The organism is Pseudomonas sp. B21-035 (assembly GCF_024748945.1).
Classification (GTDB): Bacteria; Pseudomonadota; Gammaproteobacteria; order Pseudomonadales; family Pseudomonadaceae; genus Aquipseudomonas.
The window spans coordinates 4,178,940-4,197,055 of the sequence record NZ_CP087179.1; the positions used below are offsets into that span (position 1 = coordinate 4,178,940).

An 18,116-nucleotide genomic window follows, 5' to 3' on the forward strand; every position below is an offset into this window, starting at 1 on the left:
ATTACTCGTCAGCGCCCTTGTCGATCACTTTACGACCACGGTATACGCCTTCTGGCGATACGTGGTGACGCAGGTGCACTTCACCAGTGGTTTTCTCTACGGACAGAGCGTTTTCCGAGAGGGCGTCGTGCGAACGGCGCATGTCACGGGCAGAGCGGGATTTTTTGTTCTGCTGAACAGCCATAATTGATTAACTCCTAAACGTTTGGGTCACGCTTTAACTGCGCCAATACACTGAACGGGTTGGACCGTGTTACCTCGTCCTTGCTCGGTTCGGGCTCATCGGCGCCCGCCGGCTGCTGGCATTCTTCCGGATGATGAGCAGGCACGATAGGCAAGGCGAGCAGAAGCTCTTCCTCGACCAAGGCCTGCAGATCCAAAGGATCTTCGCCCAGTTCCAGCACGTCATAACCTTTCGGCAACGACTGGGTATTCGCACCCTCCTTCACCACGGCGTAAGTACATTCGCTGTGGATCGGCAGGGTGACCAGCTCAAGACAACGCTGGCAAACCATCTTGACCTCGACGCGCAGGTCGGTGTGGATAACCACAGCCTTCTGCTCGTCGCGCTCAAAATCGAATTTAGCCTGCACCGTACCGACAGTGTCGGAAAGCGGGTCGCAGAGTCTCTCCAAATCGGCGAGCTGCAGTGTTCCTTCGAGGGAAACACCACGATCGGCCAATTTGCGCGGGTCAACGTGAGGTGGAATCGGGTCATTCAACATAGGCGCAGCATTCTAGGGATGACCCCCGCCCCTGTCAAAGGAAATTCGGCTCCGTTCAGCATGTTAGAATCGTTTCACCTGTTCAGGAGTCTATCATGCTGCCTTTATTACTGGCTTCCAGCTCACCCTATCGGCGCGAAATGCTCGAACGCCTGCGCCTGCCATTCAGCTGGGCCTCGCCGGATATCGACGAACATCGGCTGGACGAAGAGCCCGCCCTTGAGCTGGTCAAGCGCCTGGCCCGGGAGAAAGCCCAGGCCCTGGCCGGCAGCCATCCCGGGCAACTGATCATCGGCTCCGACCAGGTCGCGGTGCTCGGCGAGCAGATCCTCGGCAAGCCGCACACTTTCGAGCGCGCCTGCGAGCAACTGCTGGCAGCCAGCGGCAACCATGTGACCTTTCTCACCGGCCTGGCGCTGCTCAACAGCGCCACCGGCCACTGCCAGGTCGACTGCGTGCCGTTCACGGTAAACATGCGCGAACTGGACCTGCCACGCATTGAGCGCTACCTGCGCGCCGAACAGCCCTACGACTGCGCCGGCAGCTTCAAGGCCGAAGGCCTGGGCGTCAGCCTGTTCCAGAGCACCCACGGCGTGGATGCCACCAGCCTGATCGGCCTGCCACTGATCCGCCTGGTAGACATGCTGCTGGCCGAAGGCGTCAGCCTGCCCTGACGCGCACAAAAAAGCCGACCTCGAAGGTCGGCTTTTTCAATGCACCAGGCAATCAACGCAGCGATGGCCCCTGAAAGCCCATCCACATCGCCAGGTGCTCGGCCACACTGGCCCCCAGGCGCTTGGAGAAGCGATCGAACGGCGACTCCTCGACGGTAAAGTCAACCAGCTCCTTCTCCCCTACCACCTCGCGCGCCACGTAACCGGCGCTGCCCAGGCCATCCACCAGGCCCAGGGAGAGGGCTTGCTCGCCCGACCAGATCAGACCACTGAACAGCTCAGGGTGCTCCTTGTCCTTGAGGCGCTCGCCACGACCCTGCTTGACACTGGCAATGAACTGCTTGTGGGTGGTTTCCAGCACGCCCTGCCAGAACGCCGTCTCTTCAGGCTTTTGCGGCTGGAACGGATCAAGGAAGGCCTTGTGCTCACCCGCGGTATAGGTACGACGCTCGACGCCGAGCTTTTCCATGGTGCCGACAAAACCGTAACCGGCCGCCGTTACACCGATGGAGCCCACCAGGCTGGCCTTGTCGGCGTAGATCTGATCAGCGGCACTGGCGATATAGTAAGCGCCGGAAGCGCCGAGATCGCTGATCACCGCATACAGCTTGATCGTCGGGTATTCGGCACGCAGGCGGCGGATTTCATCGTAGATGTAACCTGACTGCACCGGACTGCCGCCCGGGCTGTTGATACGCAGGATCACCGCCTTGGTTTTCGGGTCCTTGAACGCTTCGCGCAGGCCGCTGACGATATTGTCGGCACTGGCCGGCTCCTGGTCGGCGATCATGCCGCGCACCTCGACCAGCGCGGTATGGCTGACGCTGCGCGAGGCCGCCTTGTCCATGTTCATCAAAGGCGTGAACAGGGCAAAAATGCCGAACAGGTAAACAAAGGTCAGCAGCTTGAAAAAGATCCCCCAGCGCCGCGCCCGACGCTGCTCCTGAACACCGGCCAGGAGGGTTTTCTCCAGCAGCTTCCAGCTCTTCTGCTCTTCGTTGCTGTCGTTACTTTCGGCGCTGGGCGCCTTCCACTCGTCAGCCATGCTCACCTACCCTGGAATGTACTGCTGCAGGCGTGCAGCGAAGCCAGGCCTGCAACTGTGAAAAATGATCGATACACACCTGTGGCCCGAAGGCACTCAAGGCCTCAAGCGACATGGCGCCGTAACCCACCGCCACCGAATGCATGCCGGCATTGCTGGCCATCAACAGGTCGAAGGAAGAATCTCCGACCATCAATGCACGCTGCGGTTCGACCTGGCAATGGGCAAGAATCTCCTCAAGCATCTGCGGGTGCGGCTTGCCGCGGCTTTCGTCGGCTGCACGGGTGATATCGAAGTAATCTTCCCAACCATTGGCGCGTAACACCCGATCAAGCCCGCGCCGGGCCTTGCCGGTCGCCACCGCCAGGCGATAGCCCTCGGCCCGAAAGGCCTCCAGCGACTCGACCACGCCCTCGAACAGCGGCGAAGGCTGGTCATCCAGGGCCATGTAGACGTCGGCATAGTGCTGGCGAAACTGCACGATCTGCTCGGCATCCAGCTGCGGATACAACACGCTGATGGCCTCGGGCAACGCCAGGCCAATGATACCTTTGACCGCGTCATCCGCGCAGATGGCATAGCCGGCGCGACCGGCGGCCAGGTGCATGGCCTCGACGATACGGCCAATGGAGTCGGCGAGGGTACCGTCCCAGTCGAAGATCAGCAGGTCGTAATTACGCTGCACCCAGGCGCTCCACGGTCTTGGCCCACATTTCGTCTACCGGCGCTTCGAGCTTGAGCTCGCCACCATCGGGCAGCGGCACGGTCAGGGCGTAGGCATGCAGGAACAGGCGCTTGCCACCCAGATCACGGATCTCACGGGTGAAATCTTCATCGCCATACTTGCTGTCGCCAGCAATGCAATGCCCGGCATGCAGGGCATGTACGCGGATCTGGTGGGTACGACCGGTGATCGGCCGCGCCTCGACAATGGTGGCAAATTCGCCAAAACGGCGCAGCACGCGGAAGATCGTCAGCGCTTCCTTGCCTTCGTCATTGACCTCGACCATGCGCTCGCCGGAGCGCAGGTTGCTCTTGAGCAACGGCGCATTGACCTGCTTCTTGGCGGTGGCCCAATGACCGCGGACCAGGGCCATGTAGCGCTTGTCGACACCGTCGCCGCGAAGGGCAGCGTGCAAATGGCGCAACATGCTGCGTTTCTTGGCAATCATCAACAGGCCCGAGGTGTCGCGGTCCAGGCGATGGACCAGCTCCAGCTCCTTGGCGTCCGGGCGCATCTGACGAAAGGCTTCGATCACGCCGAAATTCAGGCCGCTGCCACCGTGTACGGCGATGCCGGCCGGCTTGTTGAGCACAATCAGGGCCTTGTCTTCATAGACAATCGCCGCCTCAAGGCGCTGAAGCAAGCCCTGAGCCACCGGTACCGGCTCGTCGCGCTCGGGCAGACGAACGGGCGGCACGCGCACGATGTCGCCCGCCTGCAGCTTGTACTCGGGCTTGATCCGGCCCTTGTTCACGCGCACTTCGCCTTTACGCAAAATGCGGTAAATCAAGGTCTTGGGAACACCCTTGAGCTTCGTTACGAGGAAATTATCGATTCGTTGGCCGGCAAGTTCCGGCGCGACCTCGATCAGCTGGACGCCGGAGGTCGGAGGGGCAGTAGTCGTCATTTGCCAATCATAACAATTTTTTATGGATTTGAAGCACTTAATGATTGCTGCTATAGTCGCGAACGCCGCCAAAAGCGGCTGGCCAGCGGACTCACGGCTTTCAGCCGGCCCTGACCGACGCAATTCTCGAGGACGCGAGGCCGTCCGACGGGGCTTTCGCCAGTTTACAGAAATGCCTGGAATCGCCACCAGCGCCGTGCAGAGAAGACCGATAAAAAACTACAAGAGCGGTATTTCACCCTCCCCCACGTTTTTTTCGCTGCCACTCTGTCAGTGCCGTCAATTTCACGCAGTCATGGCGACGGCTTCGGAAATACCAGCCTTGGACATAAAAGGCGCGGGCTCCCGTATGGAGCTGGCGAAAATGCAACCCGTTGCGGATTCAGCGCGCGGCAGCACCCGAATTATCAGGGATACGTGTAGGGTGGAGATGCACAACCGTCGGACCGTGTAGTACTGCGTCCAGTCCACCGGCCTATTGGCCAGGCGACCGGACCCGGTCTTGATCAAGATGCCCCACGGGCGTCCACGGCCGAAGGCTGATTCCTCCTCCTGACTGAGTGCATTTGACACCACAGCAAGCAGGACGCGTCGTCGCGACTTCGGCAGTACTGGGTGACCAGTCGGACTCGAAAGTTGCTGGACACGGGGGTGGCCCGCCACCCCTTGCGCACCTGACACCGACCGTGAGAAGTCGTGTGTGCCGAACGCCGTTTCCGGCAGCCCGGAAACCGACGGTATTACATGAAAAGAATGCTGATTAACGCGACTCAACCCGAAGAGTTGCGTGTAGCTCTGGTGGACGGCCAACGTCTCTACGACCTGGACATCGAGTCCGGCGCGCGTGAGCAGAAAAAGGCCAACATCTACAAAGGCCGGATCACCCGGATCGAACCTAGCCTGGAAGCCGCTTTCGTCGACTTCGGCTCCGAGCGTCACGGCTTCCTGCCGCTGAAGGAAATCTCCCGCGAATACTTCAAGAAGTCGCCAGAAGGCAGGGTGAACATCAAGGAAGTGCTCAGCGAAGGCCAGGAAGTCATCGTCCAGGTCGAGAAAGAAGAGCGCGGCAACAAGGGCGCCGCCCTGACCACCTTCATCAGCCTGGCCGGTCGCTACCTGGTGCTGATGCCGAACAACCCGCGTGCCGGCGGCATCTCCCGTCGTATCGAAGGCGAAGAGCGCAACGAACTGCGCGAAGCCCTCAACGGCCTGGTCGCCCCTGCCGACATGGGCCTGATCGTGCGCACTGCCGGCCTTGGCCGCAGCAGCGAAGAAATGCAGTGGGACCTCGACTACCTGCTGCAGCTGTGGACCGCGATCAAGGAAGCTTCCCAGGACCGCGCCGCGCCATTCCTGATCTACCAGGAAAGCAACGTCATCATCCGCGCCATCCGTGACTACCTGCGTCAGGACATCGGCGAAGTACTGATCGACAGCATCGACGCCCAGGAAGAAGCCCTGACCTTCATCCGCCAGGTCATGCCGCAGTACGCCAGCAAGATCAAGCTGTATGAAGACAGCGTGCCGCTGTTCAACCGCTTCCAGATCGAAAGCCAGATCGAGACCGCCTTCCAGCGCGTCGTCGACCTGCCGTCCGGCGGCTCGATCGTTATCGACCCGACCGAGGCCCTGGTCTCCATCGACATCAACTCGGCGCGCGCCACCAAAGGCAGCGACATCGAGGAAACCGCCCTGCAGACCAACCTGGAAGCGGCTGAGGAAATCGCCCGCCAGCTGCGCCTGCGTGATATCGGCGGCCTGATCGTGATCGACTTCATCGACATGACCCCGGCCAAGAACCAGCGCGCCGTGGAAGAAAAAGTCCGCGAATGCCTGGAAGCCGACCGTGCCCGCGTACAGGTTGGGCGCATCTCGCGCTTCGGCCTGCTGGAAATGTCCCGTCAGCGCCTGCGTCCTTCGCTGGGCGAAAGCAGCGGCATCGTCTGCCCACGCTGCAGCGGCACCGGCATCATCCGTGACGTCGAATCGCTGTCGCTGGCCATCCTGCGCCTGATCGAAGAAGAAGCCCTGAAAGACCGCACCGCCGAAGTCCGCGCGCAAGTGCCGATTCCGGTTGCCGCCTTCCTGCTCAACGAGAAACGCAATTCGATCACCAAGATCGAGCTGCGCACCCGGGCGCGTATCGTCATCCTGCCGAACGACCACCTGGAAACCCCGCATTTCGAAGTCCAGCGCCTGCGCGACGACAGCCCGGAAGCCCTGAGCAGCCAGTCCAGCTACGAAATCGCCGCCGCCGAGACCGAAGAAGTCCAGCCGACTGCCGCTACCCGCACCCTGGTGCGCCAGGAAGCTGCGGTCAAGACCGCTCCGGCCCGCGCCAATGCTCCAGTACCTGCCGAAGCTGCCGCGCCAGTGGCTGCTCCAGTCCACGCTCCTGAGCCAAGCCTGTTCAAAGGCCTGGTGAAGTCGCTGGTCAGCCTGTTCGCCGGCAAGGACGAGCCTGCCGCCGCCCCTGTGGTTGCCGAGAAGCCCGCCACCGAACGCCCGCAGCGCAACGAAGAGCGCCGCAACGGTCGCCAGCAGAGCCGCAACCGCAACGGACGTCGCGACGAAGACCGCAAGCCGCGTGAAGAGCGTGCCGAGCGCGCCCCGCGTGAAGAGCGTCAGCCTCGCGAAGCCCGCGAAGAAGCACCGGCCCGCGAAGAACGTGCACCACGCCAGCCGCGCGAAGAGCGTCAAGCTCGCGCCCCACGTGAAGAGCGCCGCTCCCGTGAAGAGCGTCCGGTCCGCGAACTGCGCGAGCCGCTGGACGCTGCTACCCCGGCGGTCCGTGAAGAACGCCCTGAGCGCGCCCCACGTGAAGAGCGCCAGCCTCGTGAAGAACGTGCTCCACGCGAAGAACGCGCCCCACGTGAAGAGCGCGCACCGCGCGAAGAACGTGCACCGCGTGAAGAGCGTGCCCCACGCGAAGAGCGCGCTCCGCGCCCACCGCGTGAAGAACGCCAGCCGCGCCCGGCCGAACAGGCTGCCGACGCTGCTGAAGAGCAACTGCCGAACGAAGAGCTGCTGCAGGATGACAACCAGGAAGGTACCGAAGGCGAACGCCCCCGCCGCCGCTCCCGTGGCCAGCGTCGTCGCAGCAACCGTCGTGAGCGTCAACGCGATGCCAACGGTAACCTGGTAGAAGGTTCGGAAGACGGCAGCGACGAGCAGCCTCAAGCCAGCGAACTGGGTGCTGAACTGGCCGCAGGCCTGGCCGTGACCGCCGCTGTTGCCACCAGCAACATCAGCGCCGCTGCCGAAGCCCAAGCCAACCAGCAGGCTGAACGCGCCACTGCTACTGTCGAAGAGCAGGCGGTTGTTGAAGTCGCTGCCAGCGAAACCGTCGTCGAAGCAACTCAGCCAGTAGTTGAAGCGGCTGAAGTCGCCGAAGTGGTTCAAGCAACTGAAACAACCGAAGTGGTAGAAGCTGCCCAGGTCGCTGAAGTCGCTGCCGCGCCGGTTGTCGAACAGCCCTTCACTGCCCCGGTCGAAGCAGCAGAAGCCGTAGAAACCAGCAGCGCGCCGGTTATCGAAGCCCCTGTTGCTGCCCCGGCTGAAGTGGTCGAGCCGGTTGCTGCGGTCGAGCCAGCGCCTGAAGTCCAGGCACCTGTAGTGGCCGAGCCGGTAGTCGTTGCTGAGGTGGTCGAAGCGCCTGCGCCAGTAGTTGCCGAGCCTGCAGCGGTTGAAGAGCCAGCGATTGAAGCTCCTGCCAGTGCTCTGACCAGCAACGGTCGCGCACCGAACGACCCACGTGAAGTACGCCGTCGCAAGCGTGAAGCCGAAGCTGCCGCAGCCGCTGCTGCAGTGGCCGCCGCCGAAGCCAGCGCTGCTGTAGTCGCTGAAGAGGCGCCTGCTGCACCGGCTGAAGAAGTGGTTGAAGAGAAAGAAGAGCACAAACCGCTCGTCTGATCTTCCAGGCTGAAAAAAAGCCCCGCCAGGTAACTGGCGGGGCTTTTTTATTGCCGTTGGGAGCGGTTAATAAAGGTTTGGCTCCATCTCCAGCTCAACCCCGAAACGCTCGAGGATATCGGCCTGGATCTTCTGCGCCAACTGATGCAACTGCACACCGGTGGCCTGGCCATAGTTGACCAGCACCAGCGACTGCAATCGGTGCACCCCGGCATCGCCTTCGCGATGGCCCTTCCAGCCCGCCTGTTCGATCAGCCAGCCGGCAGCCAGCTTGAACTGGCCATCAGCCTGTGGATAAGCCACCAGCCCCGGATACTGCAAACGGATCTTGTCGGCCAGCACAGCTGCCACCACCGGGTTCTTGAAGAAACTTCCGGCATTGCCCAGCTCGACCGGGTCAGGCAGTTTTTCCCGGCGGATGCTGCAAATCGCATCACTGACATTTTGCGCCGTCGGCTGGCTGATGCCTTGCTCGTTCAGGCGCTGGCGCACCGGACCGTAGTCCAGGTGGGCATGCATGAGCCGGCTCAAGGCAAAGCGCACCCGCAGGATCAACCAGCGCCCAGGATTGCGCTTGAACAGGCTGTCGCGGTAGGCGAAGGCGCACTCTTCCAGACTGAAGTCGCGCAGCTTGCCCGTCTGGCGATCCAGTGCGGTGAGCCCGGCGAACACGTCCTTGATCTCGACGCCATAGGCGCCAATGTTCTGCATCGGCGCGGCGCCGACCGTGCCCGGAATCAGGCTGAGGTTCTCAAGCCCGGCCAGGCCTTGGGCCAGACTCCATTGCACAAACGGGTGCCAGGGTTCGCCAGCTTCGGCCTCGACCACCACCCGCTCACCATCGTCAGACAAGATGCGCAGGCCACGGCTGGCCATGCGCAGCACCAGCGCCTGGATATCGGCAGTCAGCAACAAGTTGCTACCGCCTCCCACCACCAGCACCGGTAATCCCTGATCAGCCGCCTGGGCCAAGGCCTGACGAGCCTCTTCGTCGTTGTGGGCTTCAGTGAAAAACTGGGCCTTAACGTCGATACCGAAGGTGTTAAACGGCTTGAGCGAAACTTGTTGCTGCCACTGCCCGCTCATAGACGACCCTTGAGTTCGGTGACCAAACGGCTGCAGGCGATTTCGATCAGGTCGAGGACCTGTTCGAAATCCTCCTCGGCGCCGTAGTAAGGATCCGGCACCTCATCCAGCGCGCCGTCATAGCGGCGCAGGAACAGGTCCAGCTCGGCTTTGGCCGTGGCCGGGCGCATGCCCTGCAGATGGCCAAGATTGCTCTTGTCCATGGCCAGGATCAGGTCGTATTCAGCAAAATGCACGGCCTTGATTTGTTGCGCACGCTGCTGCGACAAGTCATAGCCACGAATGCGCGCGGTGCGGCAGGTGCGCGCATCAGGCTGCTTGCCGACATGCCAGTCGCCAGTGCCAGCCGACGCCACTTCGACCAGTTCGGCCAGGCCTTCGGCGCGCAATTGCTGACGCAGCACACCTTCGGCGGTAGGCGAGCGGCAGATATTGCCCAGGCACACGAACAAAACCCGCATCAGGCCTCCAGCAAGCGCCGTACACGCTCCAGGTCTTCAGGGGTATCGACGCCCACGGGCGGCGCATCGATGGCATCGGCAACGTGAATACGCACGCCATGCCAGAGCGCCCGCAGCTGCTCCAGCGATTCGGCCTTCTCCAGCCAGCACGGGCCCCAGGCGACGAAGTCCTGCAGGAAGCCGGCGCGATAGGCGTACATGCCGATGTGGCGACGGTACGGCACGCCTTGCGGCATCTGCTCACGGTTCTGGGCAAAGGCATCCCGCGCCCAGGGCAACGGTGCGCGGCTGAACGTCAGGGCCAGGCCATTGCAATCGCTGACCACCTTGACCGCATTGGGATTGAACAGCGCTTCGACGTCACTGATCGGCTCGGCCAGGGTGGCGATGCCGGCCTCCGGATGGGCCGCCAGGTTGGCCGCCACCTGATCGATGATCACCGGCGGAATCAGCGGCTCGTCACCCTGCACATTGACCACAATGGCATCGGCAGCCAGGCCCAGCTTGGCGGCGACTTCAGCCAGGCGGTCGGTACCGGAGTCATGGTCTTCGCGGGTCATCAGCACTTCAGCGCCAAAGGCCTCGCAGGCCTTGAAGATATCCGCGTCGTCGGTGGCGATTACCACACGGTTGGCGCTGCTTTTGCGAGCCTGTTCCCAGACGTGCTGGATCATCGGCTTGCCGGCAATCGGCAGCAACGGCTTGCCGGGCAAGCGCGTGGAGCGCAGCCGCGCCGGAATCACAACGGTAAAGGCCAGGCTCATTTGTCCAGACGCTCGTCATCGGTCAGCGTACGGGCTTCGCTTTCGAGCATCACCGGGATACCGTCGCGGATCGGATAGGCCAGACCCGCGCCCTTGCTGATCAGCTCGGTCTTGTCGGCGCTGAGCTTGAGCGGGCCCTTGCAGATCGGGCAGGCAAGGATATCGAGCAGTTTAGTGTCCATGGAAATTCCTCAGGCCAGTGGCCGGAAAAAGAAACGAATCAGGAGGGCCGCGACCCGGGCAGCAAGCGTGCAAGCTGTGTGTCGAACCAGGCCTTGAAGGCCGGCGAAGGCACAGCATCGACCGCAAGGTACCACCAGTCGTCGGCAGCGAAGGCGCGGCATTTGACCGCGTCCTTCTCGGTCATGACCAGGGGCAGCGCAGGGCTGAAGCTCAGGGCCTGGGCGCTGTACTGGGCATGATCGGCAAAAGGGTGTAGCACAGGTCGCCAGTTTAGCCCCTGCAAGGTATTGAAGAAACGTTGCGGGTTGCCAATGCCAGCCACCGCGTGCACGGCCTGGCCTGGCTCAAAGAAGTCGAGGCCACGGCGCTCGCCACTGCGCAGGTTGACCAGTGCAGTAGGTTGCAGTGCAAAGGCAAAACCGTCTTCGCGGTCGGTCGTGGCGCCGTTGTAAAGCACTGCGTCGACGTCCTGCAGGCGTTCCACCGGCTCGCGCAGGGGGCCGGCCGGCAGGCAGCGGCGGTTACCCAGGCCACGGGCGGCATCAATCAGTACCAGCTCCAGGTCGCGGGCCAGGCGGTAATGTTGCATGCCGTCGTCACACAGGATCAGGTCCAGCGGCTCGCTGGCCAGCAATGCCTGAACCGCACGCGAACGGTCCGGGTCGATCATCAGCGGCACGCCGCTGCGCTGGACGATCAGCAAAGGTTCATCACCCGCCTCAGCCGCGCTTTGCTCGGCACGCACGCGCCACGGCAACTGTGGCGGCCTGGCGCCATAGCCACGGCTGACCACGCCGACACGCAGGCCCTGCTGGCGGCAATGCTCGATCAACCAGAGGATCATCGGTGTCTTGCCGGTGCCGCCGACGGTGATGTTGCCCACCACGATGACCGGCACCGGCGCGCGGTAGCTGGGGCTCTCGCCACTGAGAAAGCGCGCGCGCTTGCCCAGCACCACGCGACGATAGAGGGCTTCGAGCGGACGCAGCAGCGCCAGGGCCGGATGCCCGGCGTACCAGGCATCGAGCAGACGATCGGCAAAGGCCATCAGGGCGTCCCCTGAGCCGCCTCGACCGTGGTCATGCGCAACTGGCTGAAACCGAGCTTGCCGGCCGCATCCATGGCAGTCACCACCGCCTGGTGCGGGGTCTTGCCGTCGGCGCTGATCGACAACGGCAGTTTGGTGTCCCCTGCGGATTCCTGCTGCAGGGCTTCAATGAGGGTCGCCAGGTCGCTCTTGGGCAACAGGTGGTTGTTCACCGAATAGACGCCGTCGGCGCTGATGGTGATGTCCAGTTGCTTGAGCTCCGAATCCGGTGCCGGCGCGCCGCTGACCGACTCCGGCAGCTCGACACGCAACTGGGTTTCGCGAGTGAAGGTGGTGGTGACCACGAAAAACAGCAGCAGGATGAACACCACGTCGATCAGCGAGGCCAGGTTGATGTCCACGGTCTCCCGTGGCTTGCGCCGGAATTTCACGCCTTGCCCTCGGCCAGGTCGACATCACGGTCGCCCTGCACCACTTCGACCAGCTTGATCGCTTCCTGCTCCATACCGACCACCAGCTCGTCGATACGACGCTGCAGGAAACGATGGAAGAACACCGACGGAATACCGACCATCAGGCCGGCCGCGGTGGTGATCAGTGCCTTGGAGATACCGCCGGCGAGCACTGCGGCATTGGTGGTCATGCCGGTACCCATGAAGGCGCTGAAGATGTCGATCATGCCCAGCACGGTGCCGAGCAAGCCCAGCAGCGGCGCCATGGCGGCGATGGTGCCCAAGGCGTTGATGTAGCGCTCCAGCTCGTGAATGACACGCGCTGCGGCCTCTTCGATGCATTCCTTCATGATTTCGCGGCCATGGCGCGAGTTGGCCAGGCCTGCGGCAAGGATCTCGCCCAGCGGCGAATCGGCGCGCAGGGCCTTGAGCTTGTCACTGGTGAGCTGTTTGTCCTTGATCCACATCCACACCTGGCCCAGCAGGTGCGGTGGCGTGACCCGGCTGGCGCGCAAGGTCCAGAGACGCTCGGCGACGATCGCCATGGCAGCGATGGAACTCAGAATGATCGGCAGCATCATCCAGCCACCGGACTTGACCAATTCCCACACAGTAAGCATCCCCTCGAAAAAGTCCGCCACTTTACCATAGGACCCCAGGGGGCTCATCTGCCGAAGGTCGTCATCTCGGTTCACGCCAGAAACGCCGCTGGGCACGCAACCCCTCAGGCTCGCCGAACACACCCAGGCGCAGGCGCAAGGCACCGTGGTCGACATTGTCATAGGCCTGGATACCATGCGTCCGATAGCGCGCCATGACCTCCGGGTGCGGATGCCCGAAGGCGTTGTAGCGCCCGCGCGAAATCAGCACGCCGCGCGGGGTAGTAGCCTTTAACAAGGCCTCGCTGGAGGAGCTGCGACTGCCGTGATGGGGCGATTGCAGCCAGTCGACCGTGGTCGCCTGCCAGCCCCGCGCCCAGGCCCGTTCGCCACGGGCATCGAGATCGCCGGTGAGCAGCAGTTTTTCGCCGTTTGCCTCGACCAGCAGCACACAGGAATCCTGGTTGCTGTCGCCAGCATCCTGCCACTGCCACAGTGAAAAATTCACCCCGTCCCACTGCCAGCGTTCGCCGCTGCTGCACGGCTGCGCTTGCAGCACTTCAGGCAAGGCCGCAGCCTCACCAGCCTGCACCCGCAGCACCGGCAACCCGCGCTGCACGGCGCGGGCGCCCCCGGCGTGATCGGCGTCGGCGTGGCTGAGCAACATCAGGTCGAGCTTGCTTACCCCCAGCTTGCGCAAGCTGGGAAGCACTACCCGCTCGCCCAGATCGAGATCGCCCATGGCCGGGCCGGCGTCATACAACATGGCGTGGTGCCGGGTGCGCAGCACAAAGGCCAGCCCCTGGCCGACATCCAGCTGCCAGACCTCTACCTGCCCCTGCGGAACGCGCTCCCGGGGCGCAAACACCGCCAACAGCAACAATGGCCAGCCCAGCACCCGCATCGGTATGCCACGCGGCAACAACACCAGCAATGCCCCCAGGCATACCAGCAACCAGGCCCAGAACGGCAATGGTTCTGGCATCCAGGCCGGTTGCCAAACCGCCACATGCGCCAGCAAGCGAAACAAACCGTCGAGCAGGCCGCCGGCAAGCCACAGCAAGCCTTCCCCCAGAACCGGCACCGGCAGCAACACAGTGCCGAGCAACGCCATTGGCAACACCGCAAGGCTGATCCACGGCACTGCCAGCAGATTGATCAGCGGCGCCGTCAGGCTCACCGGCAAACCTTGCGCCAGCAGCACCGGCAACAAGCCGATGGCGATCAACCACTGGGCGCGACTCCAGGCCAGCCAGGGGTTCCAGGCGCCAAGGCGACCGCTGAAGGTGAAGATCAGAATGGCCACGGCCATGAACGACAGCCAGAAGCCCGGCTGCAAGCTGGCCAATGGTTCCCACAGCAGCACTGCATCGAGCGCCAGCAACAACGGCAGCCCGACACCCAGGTGACGAAAGCGCAGGCGCCAGAGCAGCACCATGGCCAGCATCATGCAGGCGCGCTGCACCGGCACCTGAAACCCGGCCAGCAAGCCATAGGCCAGTGCTGCGGCAAAGGCCAGCGCACAGGCCCAAGGCAGCCAGGGTAGCCGTTGCGGCCACCAGCCCAGGCGCGCCAGCCCGGCAATCAAGGTGTATACCAGCCCGGCCAACAGGCCAATATGCTGGCCGGAAATCACCAGCAAGTGCACCGTGCCGGTGGCCTGCAGCGCTTGCCAGTCCTGGCGCGCCAAAGCGCCGCCATCGCCGAGTATCAAGGCCACCAGCGCCGCCTCCCGGCCCTGGGCATCAACGCTGAGCAAGCGCTGGCGCAGATCATCCCGCCAGGCCGCCGTTGCCGGCAGCAGCCGCTCGCCGGCCTTGACGCTGCCGGTGGCGCCGATGCGCCGGGCCAACAAACTGGCCTCCTGGTCCGGGCCGTGAGGATTGAGCAAGCCTGCGGGGCGCTTGAGGCTGACTGCCAAACGCCAGTACTCACCGCTATTGACCGCCGGGCCGCCAAACCAGCTGAGCTGCATGCGCCTTGGCAATTGCCCCCGGCGCGACTCGGCATCGCTCAACTCGAACCTCACCGAGCGCGCGCCCTGCTCCGGCAAGCCAGTAACCCGGCCTTCTATCCACAGGGTTCGCCCATCGAACTGCACAGCCAGGCGCTCATCCAACGCCCATTGCGCCGAGACGCAGGCCCAGCTCAAGCCCAGCAGAAACAGCCCGGCGGGCCACAGCCGCGTAGGCAGGCAGCAAAGCCCGGCAATTGCCAGCAGGACAAGTATCCAGACGGGCGGCAAAGCCGGCAGGAACCCGAGGCTGAGCAGCCCGAGTGCAAGCGCCAACATCCCTGTGCGCATAAGCGTGAAGCTCCAGAAGTAAACCACCCCCTGAGGCTTAGATCAGTGACGGCAACCGCTCGCTAAATAATTGTCACAAAGTCTGAATAAGGCACTTTTAGAATCCGTGCATACTGGCACCCTTCAGATTGCCGAGACCCCACATGCCGCGTCGTCTCTTCAAACGCTACATGCCCGATCCGACCAGCATCAGGGAACACAAATCCTTACGCTTTCTCGGCCGGCTGTTGCACGACCCCAACCTCTGGCACCTCAACCGGCATTCGGTTGCGCGCGCCATGGCTGTCGGCCTGTTCGCCGCTTTCATTCCGATTCCGATGCAAATGCTGCTGGCCGCAAGCCTGGCGATCATGGTCCGCGGCAACATGCCGATCGCGGTCAGCCTGGTGTGGCTGACCAACCCGATCACCATGCCGCCGGTGTTCTTCTGCACCTACCAGATGGGCGCCTGGCTGATGCAGATCCCACCACGCACCCTGCCTGAAGAACTGACCTTCGAGTGGATCACCGACCAGCTGTCGACCCTGTGGCAGCCGTTCCTGCTCGGCTCAGTGGTGTGTGGCGTGCTGCTCGGCGCCCTCGCCTACTGCCTGACCATGCTCTACTGGCGCTGGTGGGTCGGCAGGCAGTGGCGCCGGCGCAAGGTCAAACAATCAGGTGCGCATTCCTCGCCCACTGACCAGTAACCGCGCGCAGCCGATATACAGCACTGCCGTGGCGACCAGCATGAAGCTGATGGCGACGCCGATGCGGATGTCCGACACGCCGAGAATGCCGTAGCGGAACGAGTTGACCATGTGCAATACCGGGTTGGCCATCGACACGGTCTGCCAGAACGGCGGCAACAGGGTAATCGAGTAGAACACCCCGCCCAGGTAGGTCAGCGGCGTCAACACGAAGGTCGGGATGATCGAGATGTCATCGAAGTTGCGGGCGAACACGGCGTTGATGAAGCCCAGCAGCGAGAAGATTGTCGCCGTCAGTAGCACCACGACAATGGTCACGCCCAGGTGATGAACCTGCAGGTCGGTGAAGAACAGCGACAGCAAGGTGACGATCACCCCTACCGCCAGGCCGCGCAACACGCCGCCCAGGGTGTAGCCGACGAGGATGGTATGCGGCGACACCGGCGACACCATCAGTTCCTCGATCGAACGCTGGAACTTGCTGCCGAAGAAGCTCGAGACCACGTTGCCGTAGGAGTTGGTGATCACCGACATCATGATCAGCCCCGGGACGATGTACTCCATGTAGGTGAAGCCGCCCATGTCGCCGATCTGCCGGCCGATCAGGTTACCGAAAATCACGAAGTACAAAACCATGGTGATCGCCGGGGGCAGCAGGGTCTGCGGCCAGATCCGGGTAAAACGGCGTACTTCGCGGTAGACGATGGTATTGAGGGCGACCAGGTTGGCGCTCAGTTCCGAACTCATACCGCCACCTTTGCCAGGTTTTTCTCAACCAGGGACACGAACAGCTCCTCGAGACGATTGGTCTTGTTGCGCAGGCTCTGCACCTCGATGTTCTGCAGCGCCAGCTGGCCGAACAGCGCAGTAATGCCCACTTCCTTGTCAACTTGCACTTCCAGGGTGTGCGGGGTGATCAAGCGGCACGGATAGCCGACCAGGTTTGGCGCCTGGGGCAGGTCCTGCTTGAGGTCGAGCAGGAAGGTCTCGACATGCAGCTTGCTCAGCAAGGCGCGCATGCTGGTGTTCTCGACGATGGTGCCGTGGTCGATGATGCCGATGTGACGGCACAACTGCTCAGCCTCTTCCAGGTAATGGGTGGTGAGGATGATGGTGATGCCTTTCTGGTTGAGCTCGGTCAAAAAGCTCCACATCGACCGGCGCAGCTCGATATCCACACCCGCGGTCGGCTCGTCGAGGATCAGCAGGCGCGGCTCGTGGATCAGCGCGCGGGCGATCATCAGGCGGCGTTTCATGCCGCCCGACAGCGAGCGCGACGGCACATCGCGCTTGTCCCACAGGCCCAACTGGGTCAGGTACTGCTCGGCCCGCTCCTTGGCGACCTTGGCCGGGATACCGTAGTAACCGGCCTGGGTGACGACAATGTCGAAGGTCTTTTCAAACTGGTTGAAGTTGAACTCCTGCGGCACCACGCCGATGCAGCGCTTGAGCGCGGCGGGCTGGCGATCGAGGTCGTGACCAAAGATGTTGACGCTGCCGCTGGTCTTGTTGACCAGGGTCGAGAGGATGCCGATGGTGGTGGATTTGCCGGCGCCGTTGGGGCCGAGCAAGGCGAAGAAGTCACCTTCGGCGACATCCAGGTCAATGCCCTTGAGGGCCTGGAAACCGTTGCCGTAGGTTTTGGTTAGCTGCCTTATGGACAGAGCAGAACTCATAGCGGGTCGCGTACCAGTGTGGAAAGTTCTAGACGCGGCCGGGCGAGGCCAGCCGCAGTGAATAGGAGCATGGTGCTTGTACAGACCAGACAAGTACAGTCATGTGTATCGATATTAACTATCAGCTTGACCGCACTTTCCCGGTAACCGTCAATCAGGTCAGCGCCGTCATCACCGCCGCCTGATAGGCCGGACGCTCTTGCAGGCGCTCATACCAGGCGCGCAGGTGGCGCATCTCGGGGCGCCCGATGGGCATCTCGAACCAGGCGTAGGCAAAGCAGCCCAGGGGGATATCGCCCATGCCCAGCTTGTCGCCAGACAAATACGGCTGGTGCGCCAGGGCCTGGTCGGCAATCGACAGCAACTGCGCGCAGGTCTTGTGTGCGGCATTGATTGCCACCCAGTCCTGCTGATCGGCAGGCGTGCGCAGGATGCCCCAGAACAACGGCCGGAACGGCGTGGCCAGGGAGGAAGTAACCCAGTCCATCCACTTGTCGGCCTCGGCACGCTTGCGTGCGTCCTGCTCATACCAGCCCGACTCGCAGCCGTACTGCGCCGACAGGTAGCGCACAATGGCATTGGACTCCCACAGCACCAGGCCGTCGTCCTCGATCATCGGCACCAGGCCGTTGGGGTTCAGCGCCCGGTACTGCGGCTCGTTGACCAGGCCGAAGGCGCCACCGGCATCGATCGACTCATACTCAAGACCAAGCTCTGCGGCGCACCACAGTGCTTTCCTGACATTCGACGAATTCTTCCTGCCCCAGATCTTGAGCATGTCGTTTCCCTGATGATTTGGCTGGTCGCCCAGTCTACTCCAGGCGCTCGCGCTGGCAATCGTTTGGCGTGCAGGCGAACTCCTGAGGTCA

19 protein-coding genes are annotated in these 18,116 nt (G+C 62.8%); 3 read left to right on the top strand and 16 right to left on the bottom strand.

What is annotated here, in order from left to right; genetic code table 11:
- Position 1: 1 nt before the first annotated feature.
- Positions 2 to 184 (bottom strand): 50S ribosomal protein L32, encoded by a 183-nt coding sequence (gene rpmF / locus LOY22_RS18955; protein ID WP_010223221.1) that lies wholly within the window; start codon positions 182 to 184, stop codon positions 2 to 4.
- A 13-nt stretch (positions 185 to 197) separates the two neighbouring features.
- The gene (locus LOY22_RS18960) at positions 198 to 725 is read right to left on the bottom strand and encodes a YceD family protein (RefSeq protein ID WP_045195168.1); all 528 of its coding nucleotides are present in this window, start codon (positions 723 to 725) and stop codon (positions 198 to 200) included.
- A 95-nt stretch (positions 726 to 820) separates the two neighbouring features.
- Between LOY22_RS18960 and LOY22_RS18965 the strand changes: the two genes are divergently transcribed.
- Complete coding sequence (locus LOY22_RS18965) at positions 821 to 1,399, top strand: nucleoside triphosphate pyrophosphatase (protein WP_258594447.1); 579 nt, start codon at positions 821 to 823, stop codon at positions 1,397 to 1,399.
- 52 nt (positions 1,400 to 1,451) lie between these two features.
- Here the strand turns inward: LOY22_RS18965 and LOY22_RS18970 are convergent, their stop codons facing one another.
- From LOY22_RS18970 to rluC, 3 genes are read right to left on the bottom strand one after another with little or no spacing between them, the layout of a single operon-like run.
- A complete protein-coding gene (locus tag LOY22_RS18970; protein ID WP_195884749.1) occupies positions 1,452 to 2,444 on the bottom strand; it encodes a S49 family peptidase in 993 nt (330 codons plus the stop codon).
- The gene (locus LOY22_RS18975; protein WP_045195174.1) at positions 2,437 to 3,129 is read right to left on the bottom strand and encodes an HAD family hydrolase; all 693 of its coding nucleotides are present in this window, start codon (positions 3,127 to 3,129) and stop codon (positions 2,437 to 2,439) included. The genes LOY22_RS18970 and LOY22_RS18975 overlap by 8 nt, the downstream gene beginning before the upstream one ends.
- The gene (gene rluC, locus LOY22_RS18980) at positions 3,119 to 4,075 is read right to left on the bottom strand and encodes a 23S rRNA pseudouridine(955/2504/2580) synthase RluC (protein ID WP_045195176.1); all 957 of its coding nucleotides are present in this window, start codon (positions 4,073 to 4,075) and stop codon (positions 3,119 to 3,121) included. The genes LOY22_RS18975 and rluC overlap by 11 nt, the downstream gene beginning before the upstream one ends.
- Before the next feature lie 744 nt (positions 4,076 to 4,819).
- Between rluC and rne the strand changes: the two genes are divergently transcribed.
- Positions 4,820 to 7,987, top strand: coding sequence for a ribonuclease E (gene rne / locus LOY22_RS18985; protein WP_258594450.1), 3,168 nt, complete (start codon positions 4,820 to 4,822; stop codon positions 7,985 to 7,987).
- A gap of 66 nt (positions 7,988 to 8,053) precedes the next feature.
- Here the strand turns inward: rne and murB are convergent, their stop codons facing one another.
- The 8 genes from murB to LOY22_RS19025 all read right to left on the bottom strand — a co-directional run bounded on the left by murB (position 8,054) and on the right by LOY22_RS19025 (position 14,885).
- The gene (murB, locus tag LOY22_RS18990; protein WP_258594452.1) at positions 8,054 to 9,073 is read right to left on the bottom strand and encodes a UDP-N-acetylmuramate dehydrogenase; all 1,020 of its coding nucleotides are present in this window, start codon (positions 9,071 to 9,073) and stop codon (positions 8,054 to 8,056) included.
- Positions 9,070 to 9,534: a low molecular weight protein-tyrosine-phosphatase gene (locus tag LOY22_RS18995; RefSeq protein WP_258594454.1), complete on the bottom strand. Its 465-nt coding sequence runs from the start codon at positions 9,532 to 9,534 to the stop codon at positions 9,070 to 9,072. The genes murB and LOY22_RS18995 overlap by 4 nt, the downstream gene beginning before the upstream one ends.
- A complete protein-coding gene (gene kdsB, locus LOY22_RS19000; RefSeq protein WP_093380567.1) occupies positions 9,534 to 10,298 on the bottom strand; it encodes a 3-deoxy-manno-octulosonate cytidylyltransferase in 765 nt (254 codons plus the stop codon). Before kdsB ends, LOY22_RS18995 begins: the two co-directional genes overlap by 1 nt.
- Positions 10,295 to 10,480 carry a Trm112 family protein gene (locus LOY22_RS19005; RefSeq protein ID WP_038994143.1) on the bottom strand — a complete coding sequence of 62 codons (186 nt, stop codon included), beginning with the start codon at positions 10,478 to 10,480 and terminating at the stop codon, positions 10,295 to 10,297. The genes kdsB and LOY22_RS19005 overlap by 4 nt, the downstream gene beginning before the upstream one ends.
- Before the next feature lie 38 nt (positions 10,481 to 10,518).
- Complete coding sequence (gene lpxK, locus LOY22_RS19010) at positions 10,519 to 11,529, bottom strand: tetraacyldisaccharide 4'-kinase (protein WP_258594457.1); 1,011 nt, start codon at positions 11,527 to 11,529, stop codon at positions 10,519 to 10,521.
- A complete protein-coding gene (locus LOY22_RS19015; RefSeq protein ID WP_045195189.1) occupies positions 11,529 to 11,960 on the bottom strand; it encodes a biopolymer transporter ExbD in 432 nt (143 codons plus the stop codon). The genes lpxK and LOY22_RS19015 overlap by 1 nt, the downstream gene beginning before the upstream one ends.
- Positions 11,957 to 12,592: a MotA/TolQ/ExbB proton channel family protein gene (locus LOY22_RS19020; RefSeq protein WP_176794233.1), complete on the bottom strand. Its 636-nt coding sequence runs from the start codon at positions 12,590 to 12,592 to the stop codon at positions 11,957 to 11,959. The genes LOY22_RS19015 and LOY22_RS19020 overlap by 4 nt, the downstream gene beginning before the upstream one ends.
- 70 nt (positions 12,593 to 12,662) lie before the next feature.
- The gene (locus LOY22_RS19025; RefSeq protein WP_258594460.1) at positions 12,663 to 14,885 is read right to left on the bottom strand and encodes a DNA internalization-related competence protein ComEC/Rec2; all 2,223 of its coding nucleotides are present in this window, start codon (positions 14,883 to 14,885) and stop codon (positions 12,663 to 12,665) included.
- 143 nt (positions 14,886 to 15,028) lie between these two features.
- On the opposite strand from LOY22_RS19025, the gene LOY22_RS19030 reads away from it, so the two are divergent.
- Positions 15,029 to 15,571: a DUF2062 domain-containing protein gene (locus LOY22_RS19030; RefSeq protein WP_045195193.1), complete on the top strand. Its 543-nt coding sequence runs from the start codon at positions 15,029 to 15,031 to the stop codon at positions 15,569 to 15,571.
- Here LOY22_RS19030 and LOY22_RS19035 read toward each other — a convergent pair.
- The 3 genes from LOY22_RS19035 to LOY22_RS19045 form a co-directional block, all read right to left on the bottom strand.
- A complete protein-coding gene (locus LOY22_RS19035) occupies positions 15,539 to 16,318 on the bottom strand; it encodes an ABC transporter permease (protein WP_045195195.1) in 780 nt (259 codons plus the stop codon). The two genes, LOY22_RS19030 and LOY22_RS19035, sit on opposite strands and share 33 nt — an antisense overlap.
- Entirely contained in the window at positions 16,315 to 17,247 is a 933-nt protein-coding gene (locus LOY22_RS19040; RefSeq protein ID WP_045195197.1) for an ABC transporter ATP-binding protein, read from the bottom strand. Before LOY22_RS19040 ends, LOY22_RS19035 begins: the two co-directional genes overlap by 4 nt.
- Positions 17,248 to 17,401: 154 nt before the next feature.
- A complete protein-coding gene (locus LOY22_RS19045; protein ID WP_258594462.1) occupies positions 17,402 to 18,025 on the bottom strand; it encodes a glutathione S-transferase family protein in 624 nt (207 codons plus the stop codon).
- Between the last annotated feature and the right edge of the window lie 91 nt (positions 18,026 to 18,116).

What these genes read in the sequence shown, in the direction of transcription:
- rpmF (WP_010223221.1), bottom strand. Translation starts at nt 184, where the DNA reads ATGGCTGTTCAGCAGAACAAAAAATCCCGCTCTGCCCGTGACATGCGC.
- LOY22_RS18960 (WP_045195168.1), bottom strand. Translation starts at nt 725, where the DNA reads ATGTTGAATGACCCGATTCCACCTCACGTTGACCCGCGCAAATTGGCC.
- LOY22_RS18965 (WP_258594447.1), top strand. Translation starts at nt 821, where the DNA reads ATGCTGCCTTTATTACTGGCTTCCAGCTCACCCTATCGGCGCGAAATG.
- LOY22_RS18970 (WP_195884749.1), bottom strand. Translation starts at nt 2,444, where the DNA reads ATGGCTGACGAGTGGAAGGCGCCCAGCGCCGAAAGTAACGACAGCAAC.
- rluC (WP_045195176.1), bottom strand. Translation starts at nt 4,075, where the DNA reads ATGACGACTACTGCCCCTCCGACCTCCGGCGTCCAGCTGATCGAGGTC.
- rne (WP_258594450.1), top strand. Translation starts at nt 4,820, where the DNA reads ATGAAAAGAATGCTGATTAACGCGACTCAACCCGAAGAGTTGCGTGTA.
- murB (WP_258594452.1), bottom strand. Translation starts at nt 9,073, where the DNA reads ATGAGCGGGCAGTGGCAGCAACAAGTTTCGCTCAAGCCGTTTAACACC.
- LOY22_RS18995 (WP_258594454.1), bottom strand. Translation starts at nt 9,534, where the DNA reads ATGCGGGTTTTGTTCGTGTGCCTGGGCAATATCTGCCGCTCGCCTACC.
- kdsB (WP_093380567.1), bottom strand. Translation starts at nt 10,298, where the DNA reads ATGAGCCTGGCCTTTACCGTTGTGATTCCGGCGCGGCTGCGCTCCACG.
- LOY22_RS19005 (WP_038994143.1), bottom strand. Translation starts at nt 10,480, where the DNA reads ATGGACACTAAACTGCTCGATATCCTTGCCTGCCCGATCTGCAAGGGC.
- lpxK (WP_258594457.1), bottom strand. Translation starts at nt 11,529, where the DNA reads ATGGCCTTTGCCGATCGTCTGCTCGATGCCTGGTACGCCGGGCATCCG.
- LOY22_RS19025 (WP_258594460.1), bottom strand. Translation starts at nt 14,885, where the DNA reads ATGCGCACAGGGATGTTGGCGCTTGCACTCGGGCTGCTCAGCCTCGGG.
- LOY22_RS19030 (WP_045195193.1), top strand. Translation starts at nt 15,029, where the DNA reads ATGCCGCGTCGTCTCTTCAAACGCTACATGCCCGATCCGACCAGCATC.
- LOY22_RS19035 (WP_045195195.1), bottom strand. Translation starts at nt 16,318, where the DNA reads ATGAGTTCGGAACTGAGCGCCAACCTGGTCGCCCTCAATACCATCGTC.
- LOY22_RS19040 (WP_045195197.1), bottom strand. Translation starts at nt 17,247, where the DNA reads ATGAGTTCTGCTCTGTCCATAAGGCAGCTAACCAAAACCTACGGCAAC.
- LOY22_RS19045 (WP_258594462.1), bottom strand. Translation starts at nt 18,025, where the DNA reads ATGCTCAAGATCTGGGGCAGGAAGAATTCGTCGAATGTCAGGAAAGCA.